We start from the raw sequence: 1,546 nt of genomic DNA, 5'->3' as shown, positions 1-1,546 counted from the left end.
CTCGGGTGCGCGTTAGTCCCCGACTAACCCTCAGCTGATTAGCATAGCTGAGGAAACCTTGATCTTTCGGCGGGCAGGTTTCTCGCCTGCCTTATCGTTACTTATGCCTACATTTTCTTTTCTATCAGCTCCACTATGGCTCACGCCTTTAGCTTCCACGCCTATAGAATGCTCCCCTACCGGTATATTACTTAGTAATAACCCCATAGCTTCGGTAATATGCTTATGCCCGTTTATTATCCATGCCCAACCGCTCGACTAGTGAGCTGTTACGCACTCTTTAAATGTATGGCTGCTTCCAAGCCAACATCCTAGCTGTCAGTGCAGTCAGACCGCGTTTGGTCAACTTAGCATATATTTGGGGACCTTAGCTGATGGTCCGGGTTCTTTCCCTTTAGGATATGGACCTTAGCACCCATACCCTCACTGCTGATGAGCATTTAATAGCATTCGGAGTTTGTCAGGAATTGGTAGGCGATGAAACCCCCGCATCCAATCAGTAGCTCTACCTCTATTAAACTCGCTTCAACGCTGCACCTAAATGCATTTCGGGGAGTACGAGCTATTTCCCAGTTTGATTGGCCTTTCACCCCTACCCTCAGGTCATCCGAAGTCTTTTCAACGACAACCAGTTCGGTCCTCCACGCTGTGTTACCAGCGCTTCAACCTGCCCAAGGGTAGATCACCAGGTTTCGCGTCTACTACTACCAACTATTTGCGCCCTTTTCAGACTCTCTTTCGATGCGGATTCGTATCTGAAATACTTATCCTCGCTGGTAACAGTAACTCGTAGGCTCATTATGCAAAAGGCACGCTGTCACAGCCGTAGCTGCTCCAACCGCTTGTAAGCGTATGGTTTCAGGGGCTATTTCACTCCGTTATTCACGGTTCTTTTCACCTTTCCCTCACGGTACTAGTTCACTATCGGTCTCTCAGGAGTATTTAGCCTTACCGGATGGTCCCGGCAGATTCAGTCAAGGTTCCACGTGCCCCGACCTACTCAGGATTCCCTTAAGGTTTATATCGCTGTGCCTATACGAGACTTTCACTCTCTATGGTGTGTCTTTCCAAACACTTCTAATCCAGCTCTACAACCTATATTAGGGTCCTACTACCCCCGCATTGCCGTAACAATACGGGTTTGGGCTGTTCCCATTTCGCTCGCCACTACTTTGGGAATCACTTTTGTTTTCTTCTCCTCCGCCTACTAAGATGTTTCAGTTCAGCGGGTTTGCTCACCTTTACGGTGTAGTACATCTTCAATGTACTGGGTTGCCCCATTCGGATATTTGCGTATCATCTCGTATGTGCCAATACACGCAACTTTTCGCAGCTTATCACGTCCTTCTTCGCCTCTGAGAGCCTAGGCATCCCCCATACGCCCTTACATAACTTTTCGCGCTTGTAGTTTTATTCAATTAACAATTAACAATTATCAATTAAATAAATACCTCGTTCTCTTTGATTCTTTTTAATTTTTTTTCGTTAGATTATCAATAATCTATTATTGATCTCTTATGCTTTTTATCCCAATATGTCAATGTAC

1 rRNA gene is annotated in these 1,546 nt (G+C 45.9%); it reads right to left on the bottom strand.

Annotated features, from left to right (window positions below):
- A 23S ribosomal RNA gene (locus tag JMN12_RS00400) occupies positions 1–1,399 on the bottom strand; the annotation flags it as partial.
- Positions 1,400–1,546: the final 147 nt, after the last annotated feature.

The sequence above is a fragment of the Capnocytophaga genosp. AHN8471 genome (genome assembly GCF_016806945.1).
Classification (GTDB): domain Bacteria; phylum Bacteroidota; class Bacteroidia; order Flavobacteriales; family Flavobacteriaceae; genus Capnocytophaga; species Capnocytophaga periodontitidis.
This window is presented reverse-complemented; position numbering and strand designations above follow the sequence as displayed.